Below are 20,716 nucleotides of genomic sequence, written 5' to 3'. Positions count from 1 at the left end.
ATTAAGAATATTTAATTCCTATTTCGAATTTTGTCTATTTTTGTATTTTACTTATATTTACTATGTTCTATATTAATTCTTTATGTATTTTAATTCATATCGTATGTATTTTCATTATATGTAGTATTTCTGTCATTCTCATTATCAATCCGTTATTGATTTCACACAACTTAAGCTATACCAAATTGGTTCATTTTACTCTCATTTTTTATAGAAGATTTTCGTTTAAGAAAATATATCGATATATTTTTAAGTAATCAGATAAATTATTTAATATTGATTTATACTTTATGCACAAAAAAGCCACTCCTTACTACAAGGAGTGGCTTTCATAAAATACATATACATACAAAATTATGTGTAAACTTATAAATCAGTCTTTTTTACATATTATATTGTTGTTTTCAGAGAGAATACAAATGTACTTTGTGCGGAAGCCAAGTTGATTTTGCTATGCAAATTTTGCATATATGCCCTATACATCTCTTGTGCCTCTTCCACAGATACAATATCAAAGGTAATTCCATCCCCAATAGGCAATTGGCTCAATCTAGGCAAATCAGCGGTAATAACGGTGCCGATTTTCGTATAGCCTCCCGTTGTTTGCCGATCCGCCATGAGGATAATTGGATTCCCATCAGATGGAACTTGAATCGATCCAAATATAGCGCCATCGGAGATTATATCGGCGCCGTCGATGTGTTCAACAGGGGCTCCATCTAACCTAAATCCCATGCGGTCGCATTGAATGGTTAATGTATAGAGTTCTCTGCTAAAATTGCGAATACCCGTTTCTGTAAAGTACTTAGTTTGCGAGCCCAGTACAACGCGCAGCGGTTCATGGCATTCACGGCCGCCCCGATTAAACAAAACCGTATTAAATAAATGATTTGATTCTCTAGTATAGTCGCAGATAATAGTATCACGCATGCAGTCCTTTAAACGCACTTCGTCGCCCGCCGCTAAGGGACGTCCCTCAACTCCGCCAATATTCGCTTTTGTATGTGTCGCCACGCTACCGTTGATTTCAGGCACATCAATACCTCCGGCGAAGGAAATATACATGCGCACCCCACATTGGCTAAAGCTGCCAGAGATTACATCGCCGTCATGACAGACAAAAGGAATGTACCGCGGCACCTCTACATTATTAATGGTAGGCCTCATGTCGGCGCCTGTAAAAGCAACAATACACGTACCTTTCACCTTGAGCGTAGGGCTGAGTACGGTACACTCCAAAGCACCTACTGGTGTCGTATTTCCTACAAGGGCTTGTCCGATAGAATAGCTTTCACCATCCATAGGACCAGCCACGGGCATGCCATATTGTTGAAAGCCTACGCGTCCTCCGTCTTGCACGGTGGTCATCATACCAGGCGCAACTACCTCAAATGACGCATTCATATATTCACTTACCGCCACGGAGGTCACCTACCTTTACATGATGCACAACGGGCTTAAAAGAAGTGCCCAATTTCTTAATATAGTGGAACGCACTTTCATCAATGGGAACATAGCGCACATAATCGCCCGCCTTAAGAAGGGCCGCCTGTTCTCGCGACTCATCGTACATGGACAGAGGTGTACGTCCTATGATTTGCCATCCTCCAGGGGAATCCGATGGATAGGTGCCGGTCTGCTCCCCTGCGATACCGACGGACCCTGCCGGAATATGTGTACGTGGCGAGGACAAGCGAGGTGTAGCGATGCGCGGATCCATGCCACCTAAATAGGTAAAACCGGGGATAAAGCCCATCATGTACACGAGGTAATCCGTGCCGCTATGGATGCTCACCACGTCGGCCTCTGTAAGGTGATTATAAGAGGCTACAAATCCAAGGTCTGAGCCAAATTCACCACCATAGATGGTCGGTATTTCTATGACCGTCACTAGTTCACTTTCATCAGATTGGATAGGCTGCGTACAGATAGGTTCAAGAATGCGGCACAGCTCAGCATAGGTGTAGCGCAATGCATCATACTGAATGAGAAGTGCACAATAGGTAGGCACCATCTCAATTATCCCCTCTAAATGGAGGCTTTCAATACTCGCCACAGTCTGACGGATACGCTGATTAATCTTTGGGTCAATAACTTGACCGAATTCGATAGAGATAGCACTATCTCCAACAGGTGAAATTGTGGGATGCATGATGTCCCCCTAACCTAATAATTTAGCAATACCTTGCAAGGATGTAACACCGATATAAGCGGTCACAAGCACGACAATCCAGCCGGTGTAGAATAAAATCGGATTGTGCTTATAGTCCCCTACGATATTCGACTTACGCGTTGCCAATAGCATAACAGCTAATGTAACAGGTAAGATCAAACCATTCACAGAGCCCGCCACAATTAATAGTGTAGCCGGTTTACCGATAAAGATAAGAATGCATGTGGACACAAAGATGAATGCCATGATGGTCAATTTTTCATACCGTTCCACCACCTTGAACAAGGTTTTAAGGAAGGATACGGATGTATAGGCAGCGCCTACAACAGATGTCAACGCAGCGCAGAAGAATACGATACCGAATAATTTATGACCGATTTCACCAGCACCAAGTAAGAACGCAGAACCTGCTGGGTCCTTTGGATCTAATGTAAAGCCCATGGATACGACACCAAGTACGGCCAAGAATAGCAATATACGAACAATGGCATCTACGGACATGCCCATAAAGGCAGCACGACGTACATCGTTTAAATGTTCACGACCTGTAATGCCCGCATCAATCAAGCGATGGCCGCCGGAGAATGTAATGTACCCGCCTACGGTACCACCGATAAGGGTGATCGTAGCCAGCCAAGCGTAATGTGTCGGCACGATGGCATGCGTTACAGCTTCTGCTACAGGAGGGTTCGTAGAAAACGCTACATAGCCGATGAGGGCTAGCATTACTGTGCCCAAAACCTTCGCTGTATTATCGAGGACCCCGCCCATTTTAGGAGACGCAAATAATAAAATACCCAAGATACCACTGATGGCCGCTGCCGTCGTCGTATCGATACCGAATACGATGTTAAGGCCCATGGATGCACCGCCAATATTGCCGATGTTAAACGCAAGACCCCCAAGGGAGATCAAGAACGCTACTGCATAACCAAGCCCTGGCAATACCTTATTCGCAATATCTTGGCCCCGCATTTTAGAAACGCCGATAATGGTCCACACATTGAGCTGTGCAATGATGGAGAAAATAACGGATACCACGATAGCGAACGCGAAATCCGCCTTCAGCTCACCTGTAAACGCCGCCGTTTGTAATATAAATCCTGGCCCGATGGATGACGTGGCCATCAAAAACGCCGCCCCTAAGAGGACCGACAAACTCGCTTTACCTGTAATGGGTTTCATACTAACTCCTTATACCTCTGCTAGAACTATCCATTCTAGAACTATCTATGTTGAACTATCGATTCTGAAAATTTGCTACAATGACACCCGCCTTAACGAGCCCTTCATGTATATAGCTTGTGAAAGCTATCGCTTTCGGATTATCGCCATGAACGCATACGGAATCGGCTGCAATATCGATTGTTTTATCCGTATTCGTTACGACCTTGCCTTCTTGCACCATCATGAGCACTCGTTCTAATGCCTCTTGCGGGTCTTTTATGAAAGCCCCCTCTTCCGTACGAGGCACCAAGGTGCCTTCCTCTGTATAGCCTCGGTCTGCAAAGACCTCTTGTATCACTGGAATACCTCGTCGCTCCGCCTCTTTGGCTATATAACTACCGCTGAGCACCATGGCTTGAACATTGGGATTCACCGCTTGTAAACCATCTAATACCGCATCAGCTAATTCCGGCGTTACACACGCCATGTTATAAAAAGCACCATGTAATTTCATATGCTGCAACTCTACATCGTACTGATTGCAAAATCCTTGCAACGCACCGAGTTGGTAGATCATATACGCCCGTGCCTCATCAGGACTCACCGCCATCCTACGGCGTCCAAAGCCCATCAAATCAGGATATCCCGGATGGGCCCCTACAGCTACGCCCTTCTCCTTGCACATCTTAACAGTGGCCTCCATGATGAGAGGATCGCCGGCATGCCAACCACAAGCCACATTGGCACTAGTGACGTGATTTAACACCTCACTATCCATGCCCAATGAATAATTGCCAAAACTTTCACCTAAATCGCTATTTAAATCTATGTATTGTTTCATATTCTATACCTCTCAGATATCTATATTCTTGCTTATTCATTTTCTATCAATAGTTCATTCAATGCGGAGTATTTCCCATTGAACTCAAATGTATATCTCATGGAACTCATATAGATACTCATCTTTCTTTTAAATTCTATAGAATATAGCTTGTAGTAAGATTATACAAATTATGAGGTTCACAATTCAAGTAATTTTCTCATGTATACAAAATTCTTAGCATGTATTCATGTATACATAATCCAACTTATATAAATATCTATGCAAAATGTAATTTTTCCTACATTTATTGGCATACGATAAAGTATAAAATGCCATATACACGCAAAAAAGCACTCGACACAATGTCGAGTGCTTTCACCATCAATAGGACTATTGTTATATATGTGTATATGGAGAGAGTTGTAAGGGATTCAATGAAAGGGTCAATAGCCTACCGATTATTTATTATCCTTGGATGCAGCATCATCAGCTTGTTTGCTGTCATCTGCAGATGTATCATCACCGGATTTAGCATCGGATATGTTAGCAGCATCCTTGTCGCTGATCACAATATGACCATCTTTCACATCTGCAAACAAGTGTTTTACATCGATGTGGTCTAAGTAGAAATCTGTTACATTATCGCGAATTTCGGTTTCGATAACACGACGTAATGGACGAGCGCCCATTGCTTTATCGTAACCTTGTTCCATCAATAAAGCTTTAGCATCATCTGTAACATCTAAGGTGATACCTTTTTTAGCTAATGTTTTATTTACTTGGTTCAACATCAAGTCTACGATTTTCTTCAAATCATCTTTGCTCAAATGATTGAATTCAATAACACCGTTGAAGCGGTTCAAGAATTCTGGACGGAAGTAAGGTGCAATACGTTCCATGATGTCAGCTTTGCTTTCATCTTGAGCATCGCTGCCAAAACCAAAGCCTGCATTAGATGTAGCAATAATAACAGTATTTTTGAAGTTTACTGTGTTGCCTTGGCCATCTGTTAAGCGACCGTCATCCAATACTTGTAAAAGCAATGTAATAACTTGAGGATCTGCTTTTTCAATTTCATCGAAAAGAACGATGGAATATGGATTACGACGAACACGTTCAGTCAATGTATTAGAATTATCTTCGTAGCCTACATAACCTGCTGTAGCACCAATCAATTTGGATACAGCTGTGCGGTCGCTGTACTCGGACATGTCGAGGCGGATGATAGCATCTTTATTACCGAACATATCAATAGCTAATTGTTTAGCCAATTCAGTTTTGCCTACACCAGTAGGACCTACGAACAAGAAGCTACCAATTGGACGGTTGCCTTCGTCAAAGCCCGCGCGGTTACGACGGATAGCGCAAGATACAGCCTCTACAGCTTTATCTTGACCGATAACATTTGCTTCCAAACGAGATTTCATGTCTTTCAAGCGTTCAATATCAGACGCGCCCATTTGAGATACAGGGATACCTGTCATTCTTTCAACAGCTTCTGCTACGTCGTTTACTTGAGCCACTACTTTTTGATTTTCTGTATGATTATCAAGCTCTGCTTGTAATTTTTGAATACGCATTTTTTCATTGATAGCAGATTCATAATCTTCTTTTTGAGCATATTCCTCTTGTTTTGCTTTAGCATCTGCAATATCTGCTTCTAATGTTTTAATATCAGTTACAGGATGTTGGGATGCCAAGTGCGCTGCAGTTACGTCGATCAAGTCGATTGCTTTATCTGGTAAACTGCGTTGAGGAATGTATTGTACGGAATAATCTACCGCTGCTTTCAACACAGCATCAGGTAATTCAATGTTATGATGCGCTTCGTATAATGGACGAATACCTTGCAAGATTTTGAAAGTATCTTCTGCAGATGGTGCGTTTACTTTTACTTCATTGAAACGACGAGCCAAAGCAGCGTTTTTCATAATTGTATTGCGGTATTCATCTTGTGTTGTAGCACCGATTACGGATAATTCACCACGAGAAAGAGCTGGTTTCAAGATATCTGCTAAACCTTTGGAGCCTTGACCGTCACCAGTGGAACCAGCACCTAAGATTTGGTGGATTTCGTCAAAGAACAAGATGATATTGCCAGCGGCTTTTACCTCTTTAATAAGGTTTTGAATGTTTTCTTCGAAGGAACCACGATATTGAGTACCAGCTTCCAAACCGGAAATATCGATGGAAATGATTTCTTTATTTTTAATAGCTGCAGGAACATCGCCATTGACGATAGCTTGTGCTAAACCTTCTACTACAGCTGTTTTACCTACACCAGCATCACCTACGAGTACTGGATTGTTTTTAGTACGACGTGCTAAGATTTCTGCTGTTTCTTGAATTTCTTTATTACGACCAATTACAGGATCGAGTTTGCCGTCACGAGCTTGGTCAGTCAAGTTAGTACCTAAACGACCGAGGATACCATCTTGTTTAATTTTACCTTGTTTTGCAGCTTGAGCAGCTTGCATTTCTTCGTTAGATGGCAAGCGACCAGTTTGACGATAATAAGCAAACTCCTCAGGAGTTACTTCACGACCATTAATTTGATATCTACGGTTCTCTGTAGAATAACCACCCATGTTCCCCATCAATTGATTAAACAAATCATTCATGCTAGCAAATTCATTACCAAAGTTATTGAAATTGTTGTTCATATATATTACCTCACTTATGTATCACTACATTTAACTATTTGACTAATATTATAATTACTAGGTTTTCTTAACCTTATGTCATTATAATAATCCTAATAAGTCAAAAAGTCAATAAGTCAAAAAGAAAATTTTTGATTATTTTGACTTTTTATTTGAATAATGTATTTTAAGAGTAAAAATATAGATAAACACTGGGTTTATGGAAGGTTATGAAATTTGAACTTTTGAGTTATTTGTTATAATAAAAAGCGGATAGCTCATTACGAACTATCCGCTTAATTTCTTTGGTGATCCAGGAGGGATTCGAACCCCCGACCCACGGCTTAGAAGGCCGTTGCTCTATCCAACTGAGCTACTGAACCATGTGGATTACCTATATATGTAATTATCTATTATAGTATAAATTATGTACTATGTATCGTCAACTGTACTTTATATGAGTTTACCCTAAAAAAGGCAAAAAAAAATGGAGCGGGTGAAGGGAATCGAACCCTCGCGACCAGCTTGGAAGGCTGGGGCTCTACCATTGAGCTACACCCGCAAATAAAAAATGGTCGGAGCAGCAGGATTCGAACCTGCGACCCCCTGGTCCCAAGCCAGGTGCGCTACCAAACTGCGCTATGCCCCGTCATTCATTACTTTGCCATTATAGCAAACCCGGTAGTTGATGTCAACCACTACTTTTGCTGAGTTTTACTCGTCTTTGAGCACCTCTCTGCAACGAAATTTATTATATCATTAGACGAAAAATCTGACAAGTAAATTTTTATATTTTCATCAAAAATTTATCTTTATTATACAAAAATAGGCTGCCTAAGCAGCCTATTTCTATATGTTAATTATTAGCCTTCGTAGCTACCATCTTCAACTACTTGAGGGTTTCTTGCGATACCTTGTTTTACAGCAACTTCAGCAACTGCTTTTGCAACAGCTGGAGCTACGCGAGGATCGAATACGGATGGCATTACGTTTTCTTCGTTCAATTCGTCATCTGGAATCAAGTGAGCCAATGCCTCAGCAGCAGCCAATTTCATTTCGTCAGTGATTTGGGATGCGCGAACATCGATAGCACCACGGAATACGCCTGGGAATACCGCTACGTTGTTGATTTGGTTAGGAGCGTCGGAACGACCAGTACCAGCGATGCGAATACCAGCTGCTTTCATATCAGCGTATGTTGCTTCTGGGTTAGGGTTAGCCATTGCGAATACGATTGCATCGTCAGCCAAGTTTTCCAAAATTTCTTTTGTGAATACACCTGCTGCAGATACACCAAGAAGAATATCAGCACCTTTAGCATTTTCAGCCAAGTTGCCATGTTTTTCTTCAAGTTTAAGCAAGTCGATCAATTCAGCTTGCAAGGAGTCAAGACGTTTGTAGTCTTTGTGCAATACGCCAGAAGATACTAATAATGTAATATCACGAGCGCCTGCAAGGTATAACAAACGAGCAATGTTTGCACCAGCAGCACCAGCACCGTTTACAACGATTTTAGCAGTAGCTAAATCTTTTTTAACTAAACGAAGAGCACCTTTTACACCAGCCAAACATGCAATAGCTGTACCATGTTGGTCATCATGGAATACAGGAATTTCCAATTCTTCTTTTAAACGATTTTCGATTTCGTAGCATTTAGGAGAGGAAATGTCTTCCAAGTTGATACCAGCAAAGTTTTTTTGCAATAATTTTACAGTGTTGATCAAAGTATCAGCATCTTTTGTATCTACAACTAATGGAATGCAGTCTACATCGCCAAATTTTTTGAACAACAAGGATTTACCTTCCATTACAGGCAATGCAGCAGCAGCGCCAATATCACCAAGGCCAAGTACACGAGTACCGTCGGATACAACAGCAACCATGTTGGAACGACAAGTTAATTCGAAGGATTCTGCTTCGTTATCTTTAATGCGCAAGCATGGCTCTGCTACACCTGGTGTGTAAGCAACGGACAAGTCATGAGCATCTTTTAATTCATATTTAGTTCCTACTGTGAGGAAGCCTTTTAATTCACGTTTTTTTTGTACTGCTAATTCACGTACGTCCATAATAATTCTCCTTTTGAATCACAACGCACACATTATCTATTTCGTATTTGGTATTAATTATTAATACCCCTTACATCTTCATTATACAGAATCTATACAAACATTACAATATTTTTCGATATAGTTTTCCGAAAATTTTAGAATTGATTACGCTTTCACAGATGGCAAGTTACGGCCATAGAAAATTTCTGTCATTTCTTGTTTTAATTGATGCTTGATTTCCTTGATTTCACGAGCGCTCAATTCGGATTCAGTAATACCAAATAGGTAGTTATCTAAGTCAAATTCTTTAAGCATCATCTTCGTATGGAAAATATTCTCTTGGTATACGTTAACATCAATCATATTGTACAAATTACGAGTTTTTGCATTGATGTAGTTTTGAATCGAATTGATGCGGTGATCGATATAAATTTTCTTCCCTGATACATCACGCGTAAAGCCACGAACATGATAGTCCAAGGTAAGGATATCCGAGTCAAAACTCTTAATCAAATAATTAAGCGCATTAAGCGGAGAAATTTGACCACATGTAGATACTTCAATATCTGCACGGAACGTACTCACCCCTTTGTGCGGATGACTTTCAGGATAGGTATGAACAGTCAAATGGGATTTATCCAAGTGCATAACTACATCTTCTTTTTCGATTTCTTCTTCGGAAATCAAAATTGTAACGGATGCACCTTGTGGATCATAGTCTTGCTTCGCCACGTTCAAAATATTAGCGCCAATGATATGGCTAACCTCCGTCAAAATGGATGTTAAACGCTCTGCATTGTATACTTCATCAATATATTGAATATATTGTTTTTTCTCTTCCTCTGTACGAGTATAACAAATATCATAAATATTAAAACTCAACGTCTTTGTGAGATTATTAAAACCATATAATTTCATTTTAGGCTTTGCTTTAACTGGTGTATCCATGATATGCCATAACCCTTTCCATGCATAGACTTACTATTATTTGTGAAAGTTATCTTTCCTTCTTTCACCATTATACTAAATAATTTCTTGTTTATATATAAATTCTACATCAAATTGTCCTTCATCATAGGTAACTACGGCAAAGGAACCACCCGATTTATCGCGAGGTAGCGATAGGCTGCCGGGATTTACAAAAAGAATTTTACCCACGCGTACCTTATACTGACGATGTGTATGCCCTGCCACAATAAGGTGAGCCCCCATCGCTCGTCCAAGGTGGATGAGGTCCCCCGATTGATTAGAATAAGATACATCATGACCGTGGGTCATGTAAATATAGGTATCCTCTAAGGGAATCAACTGTTCCCTAGGCTCGAGCGGCTGCACGCGGTCATTATTGCCGCGAACAGCATATACCGGTACATCTGTATGTTCCTGCATATACCGTGCATCATCGCCCAAATCTCCTGCATGAAGCCACATATCGATATCTTGTTCAGCCGTTGCTGCTAACACAAGGTCGATATCTTCAAGGTACCCATGGGTGTCACTAATAATACCTATCCGTTTCATCCATTCACCTTTGCTACCAATTGTTGTAATGCTTTACCGCGATGGCTAATGGATTCCTTCGTATCGATATCGAGTTCCGCCATCGTTTTTCCAAATTGAGGTACATAAAAATATGGATCATAACCAAAACCATTTGTACCGATTGGCGTATCTTGAATTTCACCATCGCAAGAGGCTTCTGAGGTTAAACTAGAGCCATCTGGATAGACTAGTGCTAGTGCACACACATAATGAGCCGTCCGGTTAGCTTTGCCTTGTAGTTCTCGAATCAACTTTTGATTATTTGCTTCATCATCACCATGCGAACCAGCATAACGTGCAGAATATACGCCAGGTTCACCTTCTAGAGCATCAACAGTTAATCCTGAATCATCCGCTAAACAAGGTAACCCTATTTTTTCGCTATAATATTTAGCCTTGAGAATAGCATTTTCCATAAAGGTTGTGCCTGTTTCCTCAGGTTCTGGAACTGTGGCAACCTCTTTTACAGGCACACAAGTAATATTCATGTGAGAAAAAGCCCGTTCAAACTCGCGGATTTTTCCCTTGTTACCTGTTGCTAGCACAATACGTTCCATATTACTTATCTCCTTCAAACGCCATAGCTGGTGCATCAGGATACACCTTACCGATTTTATCCGCTACAGAGCCTAATACGTCTCGTTGGTTTGCCATCAATTCATCGGTTGCCGCTTCTGCAAGGTCTAATAGTGCATTGAGTTCGTCGCGGCTAAATGTGCCATGTTCACCTGTACCTTGTACCTCGATGAGATTACCTGCACCAGTGCGTACCACATTCATATCCACAACGGCAGCGCTATCCTCTTCGTAGCATAAATCCGTAATCGGACCATCAGGGCCGATACCTACAGAAATGGCTGCACAGAAATCGGTAATTGGAAATTTTCCAAAGCCTCCAAAAGTATAGTCAATTGCATCAACAAGCGCCACGAAAGCGCCTGTAATCGATGCAGTACGCGTACCACCATCTGCTTGGATAACATCACAATCTACAGTAATCGACCGTTCACCAAGAGCTTTTAAATCAACAACGGCACGCAATGCTCGACCGATTAAACGTTGAATTTCAACAGTACGACCCGTTTGTTTACCACGAGCTGCTTCACGACTTACACGTGTTTTAGTAGAACGAGGCAACAAGGAATATTCTGCAGTCACCCAGCCTTGACCGGAACCTTTTAGCCAGCGCGGTACATTTTCCTCGATAGTAGCTGTACAAATGACCTTTGTTTTACCACATTCAATAAGTACAGAACCTTCTGCATATTCCGTGAAATGTCTCGTTATCTTAATTGGTCTCAATTGACCAGCTGTTCTATTATCGCTGCGCATCACAATGCCTCCCTTGTAACCATATTATATATTCTTTAGCACGATGCATATAACCGAATTACGACATTAGTAACGCCCCTTATACAAAGGGGCGTCTTATTATTTATTCTATTATAGCACGAAATGACGATTATATTCGATATATGACGACATCATTTCCCTTTTAGTTCTATTTGTCCACTACCTAATGGATCTACCACAACATAGCGTTGCAGCCCACCTCGCTGTTGTGCCTTTCGGGCTTCTGTGAAAGCCTCTTCTCTCGTCGCATCATCAGCTTGCCAAGGAATGAACATGGCGTACACACTTTGTTTTGCATACGGACCATAGTTACCATAGGACTCTATGCTGTGCCATCCTATCTTATCCTCATAGAGACGTACCGTTTCACGTCGTTGTTCTTGTACGCCGGACTCATCATAATAGACAGAATAATCATGTACCCATCTATCTGTATGACCAACAAGAGCCTCTCGTGCTATTTCATCACGACGTGCCCATTGCTGTTTCCATTTAACAATGAGATCATCTATATATTTCGTTACATTAGCCGATTGATGTTGCTCTACATAATTTGGTTCAATAACACGACTATAATCTAGGCCAGACATGGATAAGATTATCCCTGTATTTACATAGGGCAAGGCCTCCTGTACAGAATAGCCACCTTCAAGTACAGCGACATCTGCTTGCAATAAATCCACTAATTCTGCATATCCCTTAGCGGTCACATTCATATTCGCTAATGGATCTGAGAAGTGATTATCCTGTCCTGCCGAATTAATGACAATATCCGGTTTAAATTCATGTAGAATTGGCAATACAAGTTCACGCATCACCTTTAATAGACCTTCATCACCCGTGCCCGGTGGTAATGGAATATCTATATTAGCCCCAATGGCTTGAGGGCCTCCGAATTCATCCATAAAACCTGTGCCCGGATATAAGGTCCGTCCATCTTGGTGAAAGCTTATATACAATGTATCTGGGTCATGGTAGAACACGTCTTGTGAGCCATCACCATGATGTACATCTGTATCTACGATAGCTACGCGTTTCACACCATAGGTTTGGCGTATGTGTTGGACCATGACGGCCTCGATATTGATGGTACAGAATCCACGGATGCCATGAACCATAGCCATCGCATGATGCCCTGGCGGTCTAACGAGAGCAAAGGCTCTATCTACTTCACCTTGTAATACTGCATCAGCTGCAGCAATGGCACCACCAGCAGATACGCGATGCGCATCGGTCACCCACGATTGTAAATCAGGGGCCCCAACGTGAACACGTTCTATTACATCCCAATCTGCTACGATAGGATTGTATTCTCGAATATTGGGTACATCTAGTAACCCTTCTTCTACGATTTGATCCCGCGTATACAGCAAGCGCTCTTGTCGTTCGGGATGAGTGGCGGAAATTTTCCAATCAAAGGCAGGAAAAAATACGAGGCCTAATGAAGAATGTTCTATTGCACTTGCCGGCACGATTCCATTTCGTACACGGTAACTGTCCTTATGATTCCACATAACTACTCACCCCCGCTTGTAATTGAACTTTCACAGTTATAATGCGTTCCATTGATTGCCATCCATCTACTACCGGAAAATCTTCTACACTAATAGTTTCTATGTCAGGTAATACATCTGAAGTAACTAAGCCTTGTTCTTTGGCAGCCTCACGCAATAGACCATATGCAACCTCTTCTACGGCTTGGGCTGAGCGTAGATGACTAGATGTATCTTGAATACCTAATTCAGGAACCACCATGGTGCGTCGTTTTGTATCGACATGAATCGTAATGGCCATAGTATGATTAGCCACACCTGCACCAATAGCATTTGCCACAGCCGCATCAGACGGAATGCGAATAGGCAATCCTAATTGGTCTCCGATGATAGGACCTAGACTTGCGGCTGTACCGCCAACGATGACAAGCTGTGCTGGCACAAATGGATCTGGATGCACAATATCAGCCACTACATAAATAGGTCGTTTATTTTCGTTCGCTACTACCGTATCAATACCCTCTTGAATCACCTGTACCGCTACATTTACGATACGTTGGGCCATAGTAGTAGCATCTATAGTGCTATCAATTTGAGCAATCCCATCATAGGCCTTTTGTCCGTTACCATACTGGGCTTTTCCAAGAACAATAAGGGCATCCCCTAATGTTGGTTCTATGCCACCAAGTGCAACAGATGGACCTACACGTTCTGGACCTACTGTAAGATTTCCGTTATTATAACGCACCACTGATTCGCCACCAATACCGACGGATGTCACTGCAAAGGAACGCACCGCACTTGGATAATTACGAATGGATACCCCCTCTTTTGTCATAAGGGGCTTCCCTTGTTTCCATAAGGATATATCTGTTGTAGTACCACCTATATCTAGGGCCACTGTATGACCTAATGTAGCGCTACGCAATGCTTCTAGGCCTAGTACTGTCGCAGCAGGGCCTGTAAATACGGTTTCTACAGGAACCGAAGCAATCGTATCGATAGGTAATGAACCACCATCAGCCTTTAATATATACACTGGGGCTGTAATATTATGTGCAACCAATGCATCACGCACAGCTTGTCTGAAGCGATTAAACACGTCCGTTACAGCACTATTAAAATAGGCACTAATTGTGCGTCGAGGAAAATTAAGATTGCCACTTAGAGAGCTACCTGTCGAAATAGTGTCATACATAGCGCTCAGAGCATTTGTAACATCTAGTTCTTCCTTAGGGTTTCGAACGCCAAATTTAGCAGATACGGCCGCTAAATTGGTGCCACTCCGAGATTGCACCGTATGAGCAATATGATTAATAGCCTCACATTTCGTCGATTCTACTACAATCCCTCTATGATCTGTATAGCCCTTTAGATACACGGGCCTTACGGGAAATATATCGTCCACATTTCGGCCTGGCCCCGCTATAACATAAAGGTCTACCGGTTGTTCCTTATGTTCTACAATCGTATTCGTAACAACTGTAGTAGATAATGTAACCTGTTCAATCTGCGCCGAGTCTATATCGACTAATACAGCACCTAAGGCCTCTGTAATACCGTTCATGAGATTATCTTTTGTGGTACGTCTCTTTGCCCAAGAAACGACGTTTGCACCGTCTATGATAACGGCATCTGTAAAGGTACCACCTACATCTATGCCTAATAACATACTATCCTCCTAACTATGCTTTCACATTGTAAGCACGGGACCAGACTTTCACAATATATAGCGTGCTCATAACGTTTATTATCTCATATACAACAAAAGAGACCGCCGGAACAGTCTCTTGTTGCTACATATCTAGACTTACCAGTTTCTGCACCGGAAACATCGAGAATTTCTTATTTTGCTGCCGAAACGGAAGCATAGTTTTTAATGATAACGATTGGTGTCATTTGGCTATCATTACCAAACGGATTATCAATCAACAATTGAGCAATCTTATTTGCATCAATGCCGCGGCTTGTACCGAGAATTGCAGAGCGTTTCAAATCATTCACGTCCGCCACAACAGCGCCGTAGCAACCAGTACGTTGAACGATTTTTTCAGCTACCTTATCTGGATCTTTAGGACCAAATACGATATGTTTATCGAACGGAGGCATTGTGCCAGTTACGTCATCGGTTAAGGATGCAGCACGAGCAATTGCATAGAACACGCCCGGTTTACGGAACGCTTTAGCTATAGCGCCTAAGAAGAATGCACCTAACACCTTCCATTTACCATCTAGGTTCATTGCAGATTGCATACCATAAATGGATGCCATAGATCCATCCGGATGAATAAAGCGGTTAATCATGCGTGCTTGCCAACATACATCGAGTTCTTCTGGACGTGTAAAGCGACCTTGTGTAATCGCTACAACGGATTCTGCTACACATACGATGTCTTCTGGTCCAATGTTGTGACCACCAAATTCAACGATAGCATCAACGATGTCATCATTATCTGTAAGAATACGTGTGGGAACACATACTAATTCTAATTCTGCCATTGTTATGCCTCCTTAGTGAACTAATGCTGCTTGTACTTCTTCAGCAGTTAAACGAATACGTTGTTTATCAATATGATAGTCCGTACGACCTACGATTTGGTAGTAAATATCGATATCCATGTAAGGGAATCCCTTAATATCTTCACGGATATTGCCATTTTGGCCAGTCAATGTAACGTAAATACGAACCGTGCCACCTTTGCGAGGTTTAATAATAATGGCTTCAAAATACCCATCGTGACGCGGACGGTCGATATCCATCGCCCAAGCATCTACCTTCACTGCGTCAAAATGTTCTTCTGGTAACAATGTACGAGGGAACAAATCCATAATGGTGCCAAGTTGGCGACCTTTATTTACAAATGGTACATCGCAGAACAATGTCATAGAGCTCATGTTCATGTCTGCCAACTGAAAGTTTGTTTTTCGTTTCGCTAACAAAATAACACGTTCATTACCTTGTTTGAATACGAATAAACGGAACAATAAATACAAAACAGCTATGATAACTGCAATGGCAACTATCACATTCAATATGTTATAAAACCACATGAGAATTCTCCTTTATAGTGTAATCAATTCCACAGAAAAATTATCCGTATCTAAGAATTGGGCCCCTAAATCAGCACCGAGAACGATATCCTTTGTAAAATACAAGGTACTATGACCTTGCTTCGTAGACGGATTATGCAAATTATTGCTATCCATCGTTCGTTTAACAAGATCGCTGGTCTCATAAGCAGGGTCGATATAGCGGATGCTATCGCCCGATAATTCTTGGAGCACTGATTTGACGAATGGGAAATGAGTACACCCCAATACAACAACATCAATATCGCGTTCTAGCATAGGTGCTAAATATTCTTTAGCCGCCTCACGCACAGCATCATCCTGTAAATGGCCTTGTTCAATTAAACCTGCTAGTTCTGGACACGGTTGTTCCCACACAAATACTTCATGGTCAATTTCCATGGCCACATGCTTATGAATATGACTATTCACGGTGGCAACCGTCGCCATAATACCGATGGTATTACTATTACTTTCACGAATAGCCGTCTTAACACCTTGCGACACGCCGATAACCGGCACAGTTACACGGCTACGAACCTCATCAAGGGCTACTACGGTAAAGGTATTACAAGCAATAACCATCAGTTTCACCGGAAGTTGATGCAGTGTTTCTGCTATACGACATGCGATTTCTGTAATTTCCTCAGTCGGTCGATTGCCAACGGGGTTATTAGCATTATCTCCTATATAGATGAAGTCTTCATTGGGAAATTGTTCTTGAAGGACCTTCAAAACGGATAGACCTCCTACACCGGAGTCAAAGACACCGATGGGCAGTCGTTGTGTATCTATATTAGTCATGAGGCATCTCCTCAGCAGCATTTACAATAGGTTGATAAAATTTATCCTCTAATCGTATGATTTTTCCAGACGATTTAGACATAAATGCGTTCTTGGTCTCCCCCGTTGCCAATAGAGCACCATCACTGGCGCGTCTCATACGGTATTTGAATACCATTTGAGCTCGAGTCATTTTGACTAAATACGTTTCTATATTAATCGTGTCATCAAACCGAGCTGGTTCCTTATAGTTACACGATACATTCATGATTGGAAATACTATGTCCTCGTCCATCATGTCCCATAGGGTTACGCCGATGTGACGAAGAAATTCAATACGCGCCATTTCAAACCACCGAAAATGATTACTGTGGTGCGCAATCCCCATCATATCGGTTTCATAAAAACGGACGTTAATTGTCGCTGTATACATTTATTCATCCTTCTTATTACAATATAAATTTAATTGTATATCTATTAACAAAGGGTGTCAAATAAACAAAGGCAGTCCAACCAATAAAAATGATTAAACTGCCTTTTCTATGTACTTGTTAACGACCAAAAGGGAATAACTTTTTCGCTTGTTCTTCATGGGTTGTTTTGATATAGCGATTGGCCACTTTGAAAGCAATGCCAAGAATAGCTACATCATCCACCCAGCCAAGGCCCGCAATCGTGTCGGGAATGACATCAATTGGTAGGATGAGATACCCTAAGGCGCCGGCTAAAATAGCCTTTACATATTTCGGTGTATCTTGATCTCGTAAGCACAAGAATAACACCACTGCTCTTTGTACAAAGGCAAGTTTTTTACCATATCGTGTTACAAACGCTAAAAAGCGTGATTCACTAAAATACTTGCCATATTTGATAATTTTTAATGGATTCATAACAATCCTTCCAATTATTTACGGAAACCGTTAATTGTGGATTTTGTTGTTTCTTTAACAGTTTCAACAGCTTGGAAAGCCGTATCTTTTGCAGTTTCAACAGCTTGAGCTGCCGTAGTTTTTGCGTTTTCAACAGCTACTTGAGTTGTTGCTTTTGCTACTTCTACGCCACCTTTAGCCAATTCTTTTGCTGTATCCAAAGTTTCTTTTGCTACATCGATCTTTTCTTTCGCTGCATCAGTAACTTTAGCAACTGCTTCTGCTGCATGGTCATGAAGTTGGTATTTTGTTTCTGTGTTCCATTTTTCGATAGCAGGTGCCACTTTGTCGGCATATACTTGCTCTAATTGTTCTTTAGCAAGACCTGTTTCATTGGCAATACCAGCCCATACGTCGCGTTGACATTGAGTGAAAGGAATGCTTGCAGCTGCATCGCGAGCAATTTCACCAGCAATAGCTTTACCGTTTTCATAGAATTCAGCGATCATAGGTTTGTAGCGTTCAATATCGGATGGCATACCATCTTCAATCCAAATATGTGCTACTTTACCGATAGCATATGTTAAACCAACAGCTACAGGTACGCGAACTGCTTTCATAGGAACTAATAGGGAAATTGCAGCTGTAGCAATAGCTGTGCTCAAACCACCTACTAAACCTACAACAGCACCTGTTTGTAATTCTACATCATACAAATGTGCAATGCGAGTCACCATGTATGTTGCATTTGTGCATAAAGCAACATTGCTAAATTTAGGGGATAAAGCTAACACAGCAGCACGACCAGCGCCCCAGAAAATAAACTGTTCAACTTGATAATTTAAATCTTGACCACCATCGCTAAGCGGTTCAATTGTAACGCCATTATATTCTGCCATAATCGTTCTCCTTTTTCTCCGGATTCCACTTGTGAATGTATGTTTTATTCATTAGTATTATTATACCATTCTCAATGTAGAATTGAAATGAATAATATATATTTTTACCTGTATAAATGGGTGTATTATGACTATTAGTAATAGATAAACATCAATGCATTACCAACTTGTAAGACCACCATCAATAGTCCAAGCTGCACCCGTTACAAAAGAAGCCTTGGAACTGATCAAAAATGCAATAACTTCACCAATTTCATGAGGCTTTGCGATACGGCCTAATGGATAATGCTGTCCCATTTCCTCCTTTGCTTGCACTGCATCCTGATGGGATTGAGCAATCTGTTTATCTACAAGAGAAGTATCTACATCACCAGGGCATACACAATTTACGCGCACCCCATGTGGTGCCATTTCGAGGGATAAAGATTTTGTAAAACTTACGATAGCCCCTTTTGATGCACCATATACAGAGCAAGCTACATTGCCTTGCAGTCCCGCATCACTAGATACAGTTACGATACTGCCCTTTGTTTTACGTAAATAGGGTAATGCTGCTTGGCACAAAAATACTGTACCTTTCACATTCGTTCCAAACATTTCATCAAAAGCGGCCTCAGACACATCTGACAACAATTCTTCTTCATAATACCCTGCCGCCGTTACTAGAGCCGAAATACCACCATAGAAATCTACCGTTTCATTTACGATGCGTTGACATTCGCTTACGACAGATACATCACCCTTAATATAGTGAACCTTTGACGAATAACGACGTAATTTCATCTTCGCCTTTTGTCCTGCTTGTTCGTCGCGACCGTTGATAACCACGCACCAGCCCTCTTGCAGTAAAAGCTTGGCCGTAGCAAATCCGATACCGGATGTACCGCCACTAATCAATACCACTTGAACATCACTTTTATGAGGCATACTCACACCTCCTATAAGGTAGAAATATAATCAAATACTAATTTTAATAACATAATGGTCGTTACCGACAAGAATACTACGCGCACCAAGGAGGACCCCTTCGCAATCGCTAGATGAGAACCTAAATAAGCGCCAACAACTTGACCTACAGCAGCGGCCAAACCATACATAATATTGACATGACCTAAATATAGGAATACCAGTAAAGATGCTAAATTACTGGTAAAGTTTAATATTTTTGCATTTGCTGATGCATGCAAGAAATCAAAGCCCGTAAAGATAAATCCCATGATGAGAAATGTACCCGTACCAGGTCCAATAAATCCATCATAAATACCAATACCAAGAGCAAAGGCCATGCAAATATATAAGGCCCGTCCCATTACTTGGGATGTTCGATTTACTTCGCCCCAATTCTTTTTAAAGACCACAAATAAGGTTACTGCTACGAGTAATACAATAATAATGGGCTTAACATATAATGGCGGTAACGATACAACTGCTAATGTGCCCAGCATAGAGCCAATAAAGGTAAAAGGTAGTAATTTACGAACTAGGTTAAAGTCAACCATGTGATTTCGCAAAAAAGTAATAGACGCACTACCAGCGCCAAAGATACTAGATAGTTTATTACTACCTAATGCGACGCTAGGCGGTAAATTTGTCAGCAACATAGCCGGTACAGAAATAAGACCGCCACCACCGACGATGGAATCTACAAAGCCCGCAAAGGCCCCAGCTATAGCAAGCAGTATGAGGATTGCCAAGTCATACGGCAATCCAGTTATCGAAAGAATCCAGTCCATATATGACCTCCAAAATCTCACTTATCAGATTCATAATATTATTTTACCATTCACAGATAGAAAAATAATAGCCTTATATGCAAAACAACGGTGACCATCGGTCACCGTTGTATAATTGT

20 protein-coding genes and 3 tRNA genes are annotated in these 20,716 nt (G+C 41.3%); all 23 read right to left on the bottom strand.

The features are described from left to right. Positions 1–390 precede the first annotated feature (390 nt). The 23 genes from VTHSUH11_RS00575 to VTHSUH11_RS00465 all read right to left on the bottom strand — a co-directional run bounded on the left by VTHSUH11_RS00575 (position 391) and on the right by VTHSUH11_RS00465 (position 20,597). A complete protein-coding gene (locus VTHSUH11_RS00575) occupies positions 391–1,404 on the bottom strand; it encodes a 5-oxoprolinase subunit C family protein (protein WP_425319435.1) in 1,014 nt (337 codons plus the stop codon). Between the two features lie 4 nt (positions 1,405–1,408). Continuing rightward, positions 1,409–2,152 (bottom strand): 5-oxoprolinase subunit PxpB, encoded by a 744-nt coding sequence (gene pxpB, locus VTHSUH11_RS00570; RefSeq protein WP_105092264.1) that lies wholly within the window; start codon positions 2,150–2,152, stop codon positions 1,409–1,411. A 9-nt stretch (positions 2,153–2,161) separates the two neighbouring features. Next, positions 2,162–3,358: an NRAMP family divalent metal transporter gene (locus VTHSUH11_RS00565; protein WP_105092263.1), complete on the bottom strand. Its 1,197-nt coding sequence runs from the start codon at positions 3,356–3,358 to the stop codon at positions 2,162–2,164. Between the two features lie 55 nt (positions 3,359–3,413). Then, entirely contained in the window at positions 3,414–4,181 is a 768-nt protein-coding gene (locus VTHSUH11_RS00560) for a LamB/YcsF family protein (RefSeq protein WP_105092262.1), read from the bottom strand. A 440-nt stretch (positions 4,182–4,621) separates the two neighbouring features. Then, a complete protein-coding gene (locus VTHSUH11_RS00555; RefSeq protein WP_105092261.1) occupies positions 4,622–6,826 on the bottom strand; it encodes an ATP-dependent Clp protease ATP-binding subunit in 2,205 nt (734 codons plus the stop codon). Between the two features lie 285 nt (positions 6,827–7,111). Continuing rightward, positions 7,112–7,188: transfer RNA gene (locus VTHSUH11_RS00550), tRNA-Arg, on the bottom strand. Positions 7,189–7,293: 105 nt separating this feature from the next. After that, a tRNA-Gly gene (locus VTHSUH11_RS00545) sits at positions 7,294–7,367 on the bottom strand. A 10-nt stretch (positions 7,368–7,377) separates the two neighbouring features. Beyond that, a tRNA-Pro gene (locus VTHSUH11_RS00540) sits at positions 7,378–7,454 on the bottom strand. A 214-nt stretch (positions 7,455–7,668) separates the two neighbouring features. Then, on the bottom strand, positions 7,669–8,874 hold the full coding sequence (locus VTHSUH11_RS00535) for an NAD(P)-dependent malic enzyme (RefSeq protein WP_105092260.1): 1,206 nt from the start codon (positions 8,872–8,874) through the stop codon (positions 7,669–7,671). Between the two features lie 147 nt (positions 8,875–9,021). Beyond that, positions 9,022–9,804 carry an adenosylmethionine decarboxylase gene (speD, locus tag VTHSUH11_RS00530; RefSeq protein WP_105092259.1) on the bottom strand — a complete coding sequence of 261 codons (783 nt, stop codon included), beginning with the start codon at positions 9,802–9,804 and terminating at the stop codon, positions 9,022–9,024. Between the two features lie 75 nt (positions 9,805–9,879). Continuing rightward, positions 9,880–10,377 (bottom strand): metallophosphoesterase family protein, encoded by a 498-nt coding sequence (locus VTHSUH11_RS00525; protein WP_105092258.1) that lies wholly within the window; start codon positions 10,375–10,377, stop codon positions 9,880–9,882. Further along, a complete protein-coding gene (locus VTHSUH11_RS00520; RefSeq protein WP_105092257.1) occupies positions 10,374–10,955 on the bottom strand; it encodes an XTP/dITP diphosphatase in 582 nt (193 codons plus the stop codon). The genes VTHSUH11_RS00525 and VTHSUH11_RS00520 overlap by 4 nt, the downstream gene beginning before the upstream one ends. 1 nt (position 10,956) lies before the next feature. Beyond that, a complete protein-coding gene (rph, locus tag VTHSUH11_RS00515; RefSeq protein WP_105092256.1) occupies positions 10,957–11,730 on the bottom strand; it encodes a ribonuclease PH in 774 nt (257 codons plus the stop codon). Between the two features lie 152 nt (positions 11,731–11,882). Further along, positions 11,883–13,265, bottom strand: coding sequence for a histone deacetylase family protein (locus tag VTHSUH11_RS00510; protein ID WP_105092255.1), 1,383 nt, complete (start codon positions 13,263–13,265; stop codon positions 11,883–11,885). Next, on the bottom strand, positions 13,252–14,916 hold the full coding sequence (locus tag VTHSUH11_RS00505; protein WP_105092254.1) for a hydantoinase/oxoprolinase family protein: 1,665 nt from the start codon (positions 14,914–14,916) through the stop codon (positions 13,252–13,254). The genes VTHSUH11_RS00510 and VTHSUH11_RS00505 overlap by 14 nt, the downstream gene beginning before the upstream one ends. A gap of 173 nt (positions 14,917–15,089) precedes the next feature. Then, positions 15,090–15,743 (bottom strand): coenzyme F420-0:L-glutamate ligase, encoded by a 654-nt coding sequence (locus VTHSUH11_RS00500; RefSeq protein ID WP_059361617.1) that lies wholly within the window; start codon positions 15,741–15,743, stop codon positions 15,090–15,092. A gap of 12 nt (positions 15,744–15,755) precedes the next feature. Further along, the gene (locus VTHSUH11_RS00495) at positions 15,756–16,295 is read right to left on the bottom strand and encodes a hypothetical protein (protein ID WP_105092253.1); all 540 of its coding nucleotides are present in this window, start codon (positions 16,293–16,295) and stop codon (positions 15,756–15,758) included. A 12-nt stretch (positions 16,296–16,307) separates the two neighbouring features. After that, positions 16,308–17,117: a glutamate racemase gene (gene murI, locus VTHSUH11_RS00490; RefSeq protein ID WP_105092252.1), complete on the bottom strand. Its 810-nt coding sequence runs from the start codon at positions 17,115–17,117 to the stop codon at positions 16,308–16,310. Continuing rightward, positions 17,110–17,529, bottom strand: coding sequence for an acyl-CoA thioesterase (locus tag VTHSUH11_RS00485; protein WP_105092251.1), 420 nt, complete (start codon positions 17,527–17,529; stop codon positions 17,110–17,112). Before VTHSUH11_RS00485 ends, murI begins: the two co-directional genes overlap by 8 nt. Positions 17,530–17,647: 118 nt before the next feature. Next, the gene (locus VTHSUH11_RS00480; protein ID WP_105092250.1) at positions 17,648–17,986 is read right to left on the bottom strand and encodes a YkvA family protein; all 339 of its coding nucleotides are present in this window, start codon (positions 17,984–17,986) and stop codon (positions 17,648–17,650) included. Positions 17,987–18,000: 14 nt separating this feature from the next. Next, positions 18,001–18,864, bottom strand: a complete 864-nt coding sequence (locus VTHSUH11_RS00475; RefSeq protein ID WP_105092249.1) for a hypothetical protein — start codon at positions 18,862–18,864, stop codon at positions 18,001–18,003. A 159-nt stretch (positions 18,865–19,023) separates the two neighbouring features. Then, entirely contained in the window at positions 19,024–19,791 is a 768-nt protein-coding gene (locus VTHSUH11_RS00470; protein ID WP_059361611.1) for an SDR family NAD(P)-dependent oxidoreductase, read from the bottom strand. Positions 19,792–19,802: 11 nt separating this feature from the next. Next, positions 19,803–20,597: a TSUP family transporter gene (locus VTHSUH11_RS00465; RefSeq protein ID WP_105092248.1), complete on the bottom strand. Its 795-nt coding sequence runs from the start codon at positions 20,595–20,597 to the stop codon at positions 19,803–19,805. Positions 20,598–20,716 lie beyond the last annotated feature (119 nt).

It is taken from the genome of Veillonella tobetsuensis, assembly GCF_002959935.1.
In the GTDB taxonomy this organism is placed as follows: Bacteria; Bacillota; Negativicutes; order Veillonellales; family Veillonellaceae; genus Veillonella; species Veillonella tobetsuensis.
The sequence above is the reverse complement of the archived record's forward strand: the minus strand, read 5'-3'. Positions and strand labels throughout refer to the sequence as shown.

Excerpts from the sequence above, each read along its gene's own strand:
- VTHSUH11_RS00575 (WP_425319435.1), bottom strand. The coding sequence starts at position 1,404 with ATGAATGCGTCATTTGAGGTAGTTGCGCCTGGTATGATGACCACCGTG.
- pxpB (WP_105092264.1), bottom strand. The coding sequence starts at position 2,152 with ATGCATCCCACAATTTCACCTGTTGGAGATAGTGCTATCTCTATCGAA.
- VTHSUH11_RS00565 (WP_105092263.1), bottom strand. The coding sequence starts at position 3,358 with ATGAAACCCATTACAGGTAAAGCGAGTTTGTCGGTCCTCTTAGGGGCG.
- VTHSUH11_RS00560 (WP_105092262.1), bottom strand. The coding sequence starts at position 4,181 with ATGAAACAATACATAGATTTAAATAGCGATTTAGGTGAAAGTTTTGGC.
- VTHSUH11_RS00555 (WP_105092261.1), bottom strand. The coding sequence starts at position 6,826 with ATGAACAACAATTTCAATAACTTTGGTAATGAATTTGCTAGCATGAAT.
- VTHSUH11_RS00535 (WP_105092260.1), bottom strand. The coding sequence starts at position 8,874 with ATGGACGTACGTGAATTAGCAGTACAAAAAAAACGTGAATTAAAAGGC.
- speD (WP_105092259.1), bottom strand. The coding sequence starts at position 9,804 with ATGGATACACCAGTTAAAGCAAAGCCTAAAATGAAATTATATGGTTTT.
- VTHSUH11_RS00525 (WP_105092258.1), bottom strand. The coding sequence starts at position 10,377 with ATGAAACGGATAGGTATTATTAGTGACACCCATGGGTACCTTGAAGAT.
- VTHSUH11_RS00520 (WP_105092257.1), bottom strand. The coding sequence starts at position 10,955 with ATGGAACGTATTGTGCTAGCAACAGGTAACAAGGGAAAAATCCGCGAG.
- rph (WP_105092256.1), bottom strand. The coding sequence starts at position 11,730 with ATGCGCAGCGATAATAGAACAGCTGGTCAATTGAGACCAATTAAGATA.
- VTHSUH11_RS00510 (WP_105092255.1), bottom strand. The coding sequence starts at position 13,265 with ATGTGGAATCATAAGGACAGTTACCGTGTACGAAATGGAATCGTGCCG.
- VTHSUH11_RS00505 (WP_105092254.1), bottom strand. The coding sequence starts at position 14,916 with ATGTTATTAGGCATAGATGTAGGTGGTACCTTTACAGATGCCGTTATC.
- VTHSUH11_RS00500 (WP_059361617.1), bottom strand. The coding sequence starts at position 15,743 with ATGGCAGAATTAGAATTAGTATGTGTTCCCACACGTATTCTTACAGAT.
- VTHSUH11_RS00495 (WP_105092253.1), bottom strand. The coding sequence starts at position 16,295 with ATGTGGTTTTATAACATATTGAATGTGATAGTTGCCATTGCAGTTATC.
- murI (WP_105092252.1), bottom strand. The coding sequence starts at position 17,117 with ATGACTAATATAGATACACAACGACTGCCCATCGGTGTCTTTGACTCC.
- VTHSUH11_RS00485 (WP_105092251.1), bottom strand. The coding sequence starts at position 17,529 with ATGTATACAGCGACAATTAACGTCCGTTTTTATGAAACCGATATGATG.
- VTHSUH11_RS00480 (WP_105092250.1), bottom strand. The coding sequence starts at position 17,986 with ATGAATCCATTAAAAATTATCAAATATGGCAAGTATTTTAGTGAATCA.
- VTHSUH11_RS00475 (WP_105092249.1), bottom strand. The coding sequence starts at position 18,864 with ATGGCAGAATATAATGGCGTTACAATTGAACCGCTTAGCGATGGTGGT.
- VTHSUH11_RS00470 (WP_059361611.1), bottom strand. The coding sequence starts at position 19,791 with ATGCCTCATAAAAGTGATGTTCAAGTGGTATTGATTAGTGGCGGTACA.
- VTHSUH11_RS00465 (WP_105092248.1), bottom strand. The coding sequence starts at position 20,597 with ATGGACTGGATTCTTTCGATAACTGGATTGCCGTATGACTTGGCAATC.